The following is a 6814-nucleotide window of genomic DNA, read 5'->3' on the forward strand; positions in this document are numbered from 1 at the left end:
CGGACTGGTGAGACCCTGAGAAGCCAGCCGGTAAACGGATGTAAGAAGGAAACGAGGTCGGATGATGCGTACGCGTCCGCTGAAAGTGGCGCTGCTGGGCTGTGGAGTGGTCGGCTCAGAGGTGGCCCGCATCATGACGACGCACGCCGAAGACCTCGCCCAGCGGATCGGCGCCCCCGTGGAGCTGGCCGGGGTCGCCGTGCGGCGGCCCGGGAAGGTGCGGGACGGCATCGACCCCGCGCTCATCACCACCGACGCCACCGCCCTCGTCAAGCGCGGCGACATCGACGTCGTCGTCGAGGTCATCGGCGGGATCGAGCCCGCCCGGTCGCTGATCACCACCGCCTTCGCGCACGGCGCCTCCGTCGTCTCCGCCAACAAGGCCCTGCTCGCCCAGGACGGGGCCGCGCTGCACGCCATCGCCGAGGAGCACGGCAAGGACCTGTACTACGAGGCCGCCGTCGCCGGTGCCATCCCGCTGATCCGCCCGCTGCGCGAGTCCCTCGCCGGGGACAAGGTGAACCGGGTCCTGGGGATCGTCAACGGGACCACCAATTTCATTCTCGACAAGATGGACTCGACGGGCGCCGGATATCAGGAGGCGCTCGACGAGGCCACCGCGCTGGGATACGCGGAAGCCGACCCCACCGCCGATGTCGAGGGCTTCGACGCCGCCGCCAAGGCTGCCATCCTCGCCGGGATCGCCTTCCACACCCGCGTGCGCCTCGACGACGTCTACCGCGAGGGCATGACCGAGGTCACCGCGGCCGACTTCGCCTCCGCCAAGGAGATGGGCTGCACCATCAAACTGCTCGCCATCTGCGAGCGGGCCGCCGACGGGGGCTCGGTCACCGCGCGCGTGCACCCCGCCATGATTCCGCTGACCCACCCGCTCGCCTCCGTGCGCGGCGCGTACAACGCGGTCTTCGTGGAGTCCGACGCCTCCGGACAGCTCATGTTCTACGGGCCCGGGGCCGGCGGCGCCCCCACCGCCTCCGCCGTGCTCGGCGACCTCGTCGCCGTCTGCCGCAACCGGCTCAGCGGGTCCACCGGACCCGGCGAGTCGGCGTACGCCGCGCTGCCCGTCTCGCCCATGGGCGAGGTCGTCACGCGCTACCACATCAGCCTTGACGTGGCCGACAAACCGGGCGTCCTCGCCCAGGTGGCCACGGTCTTCGCCGAGCACGGGGTCTCCATCGACACCGTCCGGCAGCAGGGCAAGGACGGCGAGGCCTCTCTCGTCGTCGTCACCCATCGGGCCTTGGACGCCTCCCTCTCCGGGACCGTCGAGGCGCTGCGCAAGCTGGACACCGTGCGGGGTGTCGCCAGCATCATGCGGGTTGAAGGAGAGTAACCAGCAATGACCCACCAGTGGCGCGGAATCATCGAGGAGTACCGGGACCGGCTGCCCGTCTCCGACACCACGCCGGTCGTGACGCTCCGTGAGGGCGGCACGCCCCTCGTGCCCGCGCAGGTGCTCTCCGAGCGCACGGGCTGCGAGGTCCACCTCAAGGTGGAGGGCGCCAATCCGACCGGGTCCTTCAAGGACCGCGGCATGACCATGGCGATCAGCAAGGCCAAGGAGGAGGGGGCGCAAGCCGTCATCTGTGCCTCCACCGGCAATACGTCCGCCTCCGCGGCGGCGTACGCGGTGCGCGCGGGCATGGTGTCCGCCGTGCTCGTCCCGCAGGGCAAGATCGCGCTCGGCAAGATGGGCCAGGCCCTCGTCCACGGCGCGAAGATCCTCCAGGTCGACGGCAACTTCGACGACTGCCTCACGCTCGCCCGCGCGCTCAGCGACAACTACCCCGTGGCCCTGGTCAACTCGGTCAATCCGGTACGTATCGAGGGGCAGAAGACGGCCGCCTTCGAGATCGTGGACATGCTCGGCGACGCGCCCGACATCCATGTCCTGCCGGTCGGCAACGCGGGCAACATCACGGCCTACTGGAAGGGCTACCAGGAGTACGCCGCCGACGGCGTGGCCGCGAAGACGCCCCGCATGTGGGGGTTCCAGGCGTCCGGCAGCGCGCCGATCGTGCGCGGCGAGATCGTCAAGGACCCGTCGACCATCGCCACCGCCATCCGGATCGGCAACCCCGCCTCCTGGAACCTCGCCCTCGCCGCCCGTGACGAGTCCGGCGGGTTCATCGACGAGGTGACGGACCGTGAGATCCTGCGCGCCTACCGGCTGTTGGCCGCGCAGGAGGGCGTCTTCGTGGAGCCCGCCTCCGCCGCGTCCGTCGCCGGTCTGCTGAAGGCCGCCGAGCGCGGTGACGTCGACCCCGGCCAGCGCATCGTCTGCACGGTCACCGGCAACGGCCTCAAGGACCCCGACTGGGCCGTCGCCGGCGCCCCCCAGCCGGTCACGGTCCCGGTGGACGCGGCCATCGCGGCAACCCGCCTGGGCCTCGCCTAGGGCGTGTCTGACAATTCCCGCCTGCCCCGCGACGCCATGCACGCACTCTCGCCGCACCGGGCACAAGCCCACGTACCACCAGTACGAGGGCTCGTGCCCGGCACGCCGAGTGCACGCACCTGACCCCGCGGCGCCGCCCTCCGGGCGACGACGGGAATGGTCAGACACGCCCTAGCACGACGGACGGGTCCCGGAGCACACGGGCAAGCACGGCGAGCAACCACGGGCAGCGCCCCGACCAGCCCGGAAGGTCCCCTTCCGGGCTCGGCGGGGCTGCCTGGCCCGCTGGTCGGGCGGGCGCCGTGCCGGTGACGGGAAGTACCGTTTCCGGCGGCCGTGGACCTTTCACCGACCCGCCGTCGGCGTCCGGGTCCTGGCCAGTGCGGAAGGGTCCCTTCTGCGCCCGGAGGGGCTGCCCGGGCCCCGATGGGCGGGCGGTCCGCCGGTGACGCGCAGTACGGCTCCGGCGGCCGTGGCCCGTCCCGGGACCGGGGCGCCAGCCCCGTAGCGCGGTCGTCCCGGGGCGAGCCCCGCAGGGCGTCGGCCGAGGGGCTTCCCCGTCAGGGGTTGCACGGGGGGCTTACGACACGCATCGTGCGCCTCCTGTGCGCCCTATGTCGCCCGGGAACCTTCCTTCGATAGGCTGTACTGAACCCGCCCGCCGCATATGCCGCGGTGCCGCGTCGTCTCCGCGGCCCGGCGCCCAGGCCGGCCGCCCGCCCACGGCGGTCAAAAGGCGACCGAAGGGTTCGTCGTACGTCATCGAGTGTCTATCGAGTGTCTATCGAGTGTCTTCGACAATCACGGACAATCACGCAGCTCAAGGAGAGTCATCGAGCGATGGCCGGTCCCGCATTCCGCGCCGCCGCCGTACGGGTGCGCGTCCCCGCCACCAGCGCCAACCTCGGTCCCGGCTTCGACGCCTTCGGACTGGCGCTGGGGCTCTACGACGACGTTGTCGTCCGGGTCGCCGACTCCGGGCTGCACGTCGACATCGCCGGTGAGGGCAGCGAGACCCTCCCGCGCGACGAGAGCCACCTGCTCGTACGGTCCCTGCGCACCGCCTTCGACGTACTGGGCGGACAGCCGCGCGGACTGGAGATCGTCTGCGCCAACCGCATCCCGCACGGCCGGGGGCTCGGCTCCTCCTCCGCCGCCATCTGCGCGGGCATCGTCGCCGCGCGCGCCGTGACCATAGGCGGCGAGTCCCGGCTCGACGACGCCGCGCTGCTGGAGCTGGCCACCGAGATCGAGGGCCACCCCGACAACGTCGCCGCGTGCCTGCTCGGCGGTTTCACCCTGTCCTGGCTGGAGGGCGGCGCCGCCCGCGCGATCAGGATGGAGCCGTCGGATTCCATCGTTCCGGTGGTTTTCGTGCCCGGCCGGCCGGTGCTCACCGAGACCGCCCGCGGACTCCTGCCGCGCACCGTCCCGCACGTCGACGCCGCCACCAACGCGGGCCGGGCCGCCCTGCTCGTCGAGGCCCTCACCCGCCGCCCCGAACTGCTGCTGCCCGCCACCGAGGACCGGCTCCACCAGGACTACCGCGCCCCCGCCATGCCCGAGAGCGCGGCGCTGGTCGAGCGGCTGCGGGCGGACGGCGTGCCCGCCGTCATCTCCGGCGCCGGACCCACCGTGATGGCGCTGGCCGGCCATGACACCGCCGACAAGGTCGAGGCCCTCGCCGGGGCCGACTGGTCCGCCAACCGGCTCGGCCTGGACCCGCAAGGAGCCTGTGTGCTGCCGCTCGCGACGACCGGCACCCCGGCGGCCGATCATGCCGCCGATACGGATTAGGGCCGATCAGAGCCGATCAGGCACGCGATTGCCGGATGTGGAGAGGGGGAATGTTTGTTGGATCCGGTAGTGTTAACCTCAAGTCTGCACCCGACCCCACCATGGCGAGGTGCCTCGTGTCCCCGTCCGGGACAGACATCCTTCCGGGAGCCCCCCAAGCCGCACTGTGTCTCGTACTTCGTATGCGGGCAGTACGCCGTACGCCGACATTGAGCGGGCCGGGCGGCACGCTCCGGAATTGGTGCGACCACGCCACGTGACACTGGATGCCACGGCCAGGGGAAGCGCCATCACCAGATATCTCTTCCGCCTCTTTGGCGGACCACCGCCCCGGCGCGGTCCACTCGGAACGGACCGAAGCCGGACAGCACAACCGGTCGCCGAGCCAGACAGGCCGACGTCCGCTCCAGGGAAGGACCCTTCGTGAGCGACACCACCGATCTGATGGGCGCACGTGTCGAGGAGACCGCTGCCGCGCCCGCCACGGACGCCTCCGCGCCTGCCACCGGTGCCGGCTCCCGGCGGCGCCGTGGTACCGGCCTTGAGGGCATGGTGCTGGCCGAGCTGCAACAGGTCGCATCCGGCCTCGGCATCAGGGGCACCGCGCGGATGCGCAAGAGCCAGCTGATCGAGGTCATCAAGGAGGCGCAGGCGTCCGGCGGGGCGGCCCCCAAGGCCGAGGCCACCGCCGAGACCAAGCCCAAGCGCCGCACCACCTCCAGGGCCCGTACGGGCGACCCCGCCGGCGAGGCCGACAAGCCCGCGGCGAAGAAGGCGGAGGCGAAGACCGAGGCTCCGGCCGAGCAGGCCGCGACCCAGCAGCAGATCGAGATCCCCGGCCAGCCCACCAAGGCCGGCACCGAGCAGGGCGGCGCCGAGGAGGCCCCGGCCGAGCGCCGGCGCCGCCGGGCCACCGCCGAGGCGGGCAGCCCCGAGACGGTCACCGCCGAGGCCAGGACCGAGTCGCGGTCCGAGACCGCGGCGACCCCCGTGACCCCGGTGAACGGCGCGCAGCAGCCGCAGGGCGACGCCGGTGAGGGCGCCGAGGGCCGCCGCCGGGACCGCCGCGAGCGCGGCCGGGACCGGGATCGCGACCGTGACCGCGGTGACCGCGGTGACCGCGACCGCCGCAACAAGGGCGACGACCAGCAGGGCCAGGGCGGCCAGCAGCAGCGCCAGCAGGGCGGCGGCCAGAGCCCGCAGGGCGGCCAGAGCAGCCAGGGCGGTCAGGGCGGGAACCGCCAGCAGCAGCAACAGCAGGACGACGACGACTTCGAGGGCGGCCGGCGTGGCCGCCGGGGCCGTTACCGGGACCGCCGGGGCCGGCGTGGCCGCGACGAGATCGGCACCAGCAGCAACGAGCCGCAGATCGCCGACGACGACGTCCTGATCCCCGTCGCGGGCATCCTCGACATCCTCGACAACTACGCCTTCATCCGTACGTCGGGCTACCTGCCGGGGCCCAACGACGTGTACGTCTCCCTCGCCCAGGTCCGCAAGAACGGCCTGCGCAAGGGCGACCACGTCACCGGTGCCGTGCGCCAGCCCAAGGACGGCGAGCGGCGCGAGAAGTTCAACGCGCTGGTCCGGCTGGACTCGGTCAACGGCATGGCGCCCGAACACGGCCGCGGCCGACCGGAGTTCAACAAGCTGACCCCGCTGTACCCGCAGGACCGGCTGCGCCTGGAGACCGACCCGGGCGTGCTGACCACCCGGATCATCGACATGGTCTCGCCGATCGGCAAGGGCCAGCGCGGTCTGATCGTGGCCCCGCCGAAGACCGGCAAGACCATGATCATGCAGGCGGTCGCCAACGCGATCACGCACAACAACCCCGAGTGCCACCTGATGGTCGTCCTGGTCGACGAGCGTCCGGAAGAGGTCACCGACATGCAGCGGTCGGTCAAGGGCGAGGTCATCTCCTCGACCTTCGACCGCCCGGCCGAGGACCACACCACGGTCGCCGAGCTGGCCATCGAGCGGGCCAAGCGGCTGGTGGAGCTGGGGCACGACGTGGTCGTGCTGCTCGACTCCATCACGCGTCTGGGCCGTGCGTACAACCTCGCGGCGCCCGCCTCCGGCCGCATCCTCTCCGGTGGTGTCGACTCGACCGCGCTGTACCCGCCGAAGCGGTTCTTCGGTGCCGCGCGCAACATCGAGGACGGCGGCTCGCTGACCATCCTCGCCACCGCTCTGGTCGACACCGGGTCCCGCATGGACGAGGTGATCTTCGAGGAGTTCAAGGGCACCGGCAACATGGAGCTGAAGCTCGACCGGAAGCTCGCCGACAAGCGGATCTTCCCGGCGGTGGACGTCGACGCGTCCGGCACCCGCAAGGAGGAGATCCTGCTCGGCGGCGAGGAACTGGCCGTCGTATGGAAGCTGCGTCGGGTGCTGCACGCGCTGGACCAGCAGCAGGCGATCGAGCTGCTGCTGGACAAGATGAAGCAGACGAAGTCGAACATCGAGTTCCTGATGCAGATCCAGAAGACGACGCCGACGCCGGGGAACGGCGACTGACCGCCCCCCCCGCACGGCCCTGAGGTGGCCGCTCCCCATTCCGGCTGGCTCTTATACACCTCTGACGCAGACGACGAG

Annotated in this window: 4 protein-coding genes; all 4 read left to right on the forward strand. The window is 71.7% G+C overall.

Annotation, left to right across the window (positions count from 1 at the left end; translation table 11 throughout):
- The first annotated feature begins 61 nt into the window (after nt 1–61).
- The 4 genes from ACFXAZ_RS27575 to rho all read left to right on the forward strand — a co-directional run bounded on the left by ACFXAZ_RS27575 (nt 62) and on the right by rho (nt 6736).
- A complete protein-coding gene (locus ACFXAZ_RS27575; protein WP_384596693.1) occupies nt 62–1354 on the forward strand; it encodes a homoserine dehydrogenase in 1293 nt (430 codons plus the stop codon).
- 6 nt (nt 1355–1360) lie between these two features.
- On the forward strand, nt 1361–2419 hold the full coding sequence (gene thrC / locus ACFXAZ_RS27580; protein WP_384596695.1) for a threonine synthase: 1059 nt from the start codon (nt 1361–1363) through the stop codon (nt 2417–2419).
- Nucleotides 2420–3259: 840 nt separating this feature from the next.
- Nucleotides 3260–4216, forward strand: a complete 957-nt coding sequence (thrB, locus tag ACFXAZ_RS27585) for a homoserine kinase (RefSeq protein WP_384596697.1) — start codon at nt 3260–3262, stop codon at nt 4214–4216.
- A 423-nt stretch (nt 4217–4639) separates the two neighbouring features.
- Entirely contained in the window at nt 4640–6736 is a 2097-nt protein-coding gene (gene rho, locus ACFXAZ_RS27590) for a transcription termination factor Rho (RefSeq protein WP_384596699.1), read from the forward strand.
- Nucleotides 6737–6814 lie beyond the last annotated feature (78 nt).

The sequence above is a fragment of the Streptomyces sp. NPDC059477 genome, from assembly GCF_042749375.1.
Classification (GTDB): Bacteria; Actinomycetota; Actinomycetes; order Streptomycetales; family Streptomycetaceae; genus Streptomyces.